This is a genomic window from Rhizobium cerradonense (assembly GCF_030182455.1).
GTDB lineage: Bacteria > Pseudomonadota > Alphaproteobacteria > Rhizobiales > Rhizobiaceae > Rhizobium.
On sequence record NZ_JAQJCK010000059.1, the window covers coordinates 1 to 2,942 of the forward strand.

2 protein-coding genes are annotated in these 2,942 nt (G+C 63.6%); both read left to right on the plus strand.

All coding sequences use genetic code 11. The features are described from left to right. The coding region (locus PH547_RS33560) for a Re/Si-specific NAD(P)(+) transhydrogenase subunit alpha (protein ID WP_285170465.1) at nucleotides 1-1,461 on the plus strand (1,461 nt) is incomplete at its 5' end. A gap of 18 nt (nucleotides 1,462-1,479) precedes the next feature. After that, complete coding sequence (locus PH547_RS33565; RefSeq protein ID WP_285170466.1) at nucleotides 1,480-2,925, plus strand: NAD(P)(+) transhydrogenase (Re/Si-specific) subunit beta; 1,446 nt, start codon at nucleotides 1,480-1,482, stop codon at nucleotides 2,923-2,925. The last annotated feature ends 17 nt before the right edge of the window (nucleotides 2,926-2,942 follow it).

Below are 2,942 nucleotides of genomic sequence, written 5' to 3' on the forward strand. Positions count from 1 at the left end.
GCTGGAAAAGCGGCCGGATTTTCGGACGAGGCGTATCGTGGCGTGGGTGTCACGGTGGTCGACAGCGCGGCTTTGCTCTACGAGACATCCGACGTCATTGCCAAGGTCCGTCCGCCCGAAGCCGCAGAGGTCGATCGGCTGGCACCGGGTAAGACGCTGATCTCCTTCTTCTACCCGGCACAGAACAAGGACCTTCTCGATCAGGCCAGGTCCAGCGGAGCGACCGTCATCGCCATGGACATGGTGCCGCGCATCAGCCGAGCCCAGAAGATGGATGCCCTGTCGTCGATGGCCAATATTGCCGGCTATCGCGCGGTGATCGAGGCCGGCAACAATTTTGGCCGCTTCTTCACCGGTCAGGTGACGGCCGCCGGCAAGGTGCCGCCGGCCAAGGTCTTGGTGATCGGCGCCGGTGTCGCAGGGCTTGCGGCGATCGGCACGGCAACGTCGCTCGGCGCCATCACCTATGCCTTCGACGTGCGCCCTGAGGTGGCCGAGCAGATCGAATCCATGGGGGCGGAATTCGTCTTCCTCGACTTCGGCGAAGAACAGCAGGATGGCGCCGCGACCGGCGGTTATGCCGCGCCGTCCTCGCCGGAGTTCCGCGAGAAGCAGCTTGCCAAGTTCCGGGAACTGGCGCCTCAGATCGACATCGTCATCACCACCGCCCTGATCCCCGGCCGGGATGCGCCGAAGCTGTGGCTTGCCGATATGGTGGCGGCGATGAAGCCGGGCTCCGTCGTGATCGACTTGGCCGCCGAACGCGGCGGCAATTGCGACCTGACGGTCCCCGACGAGCGCATCGTCTCCGACAATGGCGTGATCGTCATCGGCTACACCGATTTCCCGAGCCGCATGGCGGCGCAGGCCTCGACGCTTTATGCGACGAACATCCGCCACATGCTGACGGATCTGACGCCGGGCAAGGATGGGGTGATCGTCCATAACATGGACGATGACGTCATCCGCGGTGCGACCGTCACCAAGGATGGCGCAATCACCTATCCGCCGCCACCGCCGAAGGTGCAGGCGATCGCCGCCGCCAAGCCGAAGGAAAAGGTGAAGGAGCCGACGCCGGAGGAAAAGCGGGCCCGGGAACTGGCCGCCTTCAAGGCGCAGACCAAGAACCAAGGCATCCTGCTCGTCATCGGCACGGCACTTCTGCTGCTGGTCGGCGCCTATGCGCCGTCGAGCTTCATGAGCCATTTTGTCGTCTTCGTGCTCGCCTGTTTCGTCGGCTTCCAGGTGATCTGGAACGTCAGCCATTCGCTGCACACGCCGCTGATGGCGGTGACCAACGCCGTCTCCGGCATCGTCATCCTCGGCGCGCTGTTGCAGATCGGCTCGGGCAACGGGCTGGTGGTGACGCTGGCGGCGCTGTCAGTGCTGATCGCCACCATCAACATCGTCGGCGGCTTCCTCGTCACCCGGCGCATGCTCGCCATGTTCCAGAAGTCTTAAGCGGCAGGGATCTTCACAATGACCATCGGTATTGTATCGGCCGCCTATGTTGCGGCAGCGGTTCTCTTCATCCTCTCGCTCGGCGGCCTGTCCGGCCAGGAAAGCGCCAAGCGCGCCGTCTGGTACGGCATTGTCGGCATGGCCCTTGCCGTAGTTGCCACGATCTTCGGCCCCATGATCGACAAGACCGTCGGCAATTGGTTCATCATCGCGCTGATGATCGCCGGCGGCGCGGTGCTCGGTTACTATGTCGCGTCGCGCGTGCAGATGACGGAAATGCCGCAGCTCGTTGCGGCGCTGCATTCCTTCGTCGGCCTTGCCGCCGTGTTCATCGGCTTCAATGCCCATCTCGAAGCGGCCCATGTCGCTTCTCTCGACGAGGCTTCCCGCGCAGCGCTCACCGGATTTGCCGCCATCCTGGCGCACAAGGACATGGTGGAACTGTCGATCATGAAGGTCGAGGTCTTCCTCGGCGTCTTCATCGGTGCGGTCACCTTCACCGGCTCGGTCGTCGCCTTCGGCAAGCTTGCCGGCAAATTGGACGGCAAGGCCAGGAAGCTGCCGGGCGGGCACGTTCTCAACGCGAGCGCCGCGATCGCCTCGCTGATCCTGCTGTTGATGTATTGCAATGGCGCCGGGGTCTGGACGCTTCTCCTGATGACGGCACTTGCCTTCTTCATCGGCTATCACCTGATCATGGGCATTGGCGGCGCCGACATGCCGGTCGTCGTCTCGATGCTGAACAGCTATTCCGGCTGGGCGGCCGCGGCGATCGGCTTTACGCTCGGCAACGATCTCCTGATCGTCACCGGCGCGCTGGTCGGCTCCTCGGGTGCGATCCTCTCCTACATCATGTGCAAGGCGATGAACCGCTCCTTCGTCTCGGTGATCCTCGGCGGCTTCGGCGCGAGCACCGGCGCACAGATGGAGATCATCGGCGAGCAGATCGCCATTAGTGCCGAGGGCGTCGCGGCCGCCTTGGACGAGGCCGACAGCATCGTGATCGTGCCGGGCTACGGCATGGCGGTCGCCCAGGCGCAGCAGTCGGTCTCGGAACTGACCCGCAAGCTGCGGGCTGCCGGCAAGACCGTCCGCTTCGCCATCCATCCGGTGGCCGGCCGTCTGCCCGGCCACATGAACGTGCTGCTTGCCGAAGCGAAGGTTCCCTATGACATCGTGCTGGAAATGGACGAGATCAACGACGATTTCCCCAATACCGACGTCGTCATCGTCATTGGCTCGAACGACATCGTCAACCCGGCGGCGCAAGAAGATCCGAATTCGCCGATATCCGGCATGCCGGTGCTGGAAGTCTGGAAGGCCAAGCAGGTCTTCGTCTCCAAGCGCGGTCAGGGCACCGGTTATTCCGGCATCGAGAACCCGCTGTTCTTCAAGGAGAACACCCGCATGTTCTACGGCGATGCCAAGAAGTCGGTCAGCGAGCTCTTGCCGATGATCGGCTAGGCAGGATGCGCGCAGCC